Source organism: Paraburkholderia sp. SSBN10T (assembly GCF_056619545.1).
In genome coordinates this window covers 1-449 of sequence record NZ_JBWQQI010000073.1, presented here as the reverse complement: position 1 = coordinate 449, position 449 = coordinate 1, and the positions used below count along the sequence as shown (strand labels likewise).

General features: G+C 62.4%; 1 protein-coding gene. It reads right to left on the bottom strand.

What is annotated here, in order from left to right:
- Window positions 1–449, bottom strand: a 449-nt coding sequence (locus AC1ECK_RS36680; protein WP_480328199.1) for a calcium-binding protein, incomplete at both ends; no start/stop codon positions are given.

Below are 449 nucleotides of genomic sequence, written 5' to 3'. Positions count from 1 at the left end.
TCTCGTTGATCTCCAGATGACCGTAGCCCGCGTTGAACACGAACGTGTCGTTACCGCCGTCACCTGCCTCAAGGTCGTTGCCACCCTTGCCGTCGAACAGGTTTGCACCCGGGGTGCCATATAGCGTGTCGTTGCCGCTGGTCCCCGTCGTCTCCATCTGGACCAGCTGCTGCTCCGTCCACACCGTGCCGTCGGCAAACTGCACCTGCTGCACGCCGTAGTAGCTGCTATCCAGTTCATCGTCCAGCGTGACCTGGTCACCCGAGACTCCGTCAGCCAGCACCAGATCCATGCCGTTCGAAGTCGCCTTCACCGTCACCGACGATTCCGTGATCCCCGCTCCCAGCTGCAGCACGCTCTGCTGCGAGCCCCCTCCACCCGTCTCGTTGATCTCCAGATGACCGTAGCCCGCGTTGAACACGAACGTGTCGTTACCGCCGTCACCCGCT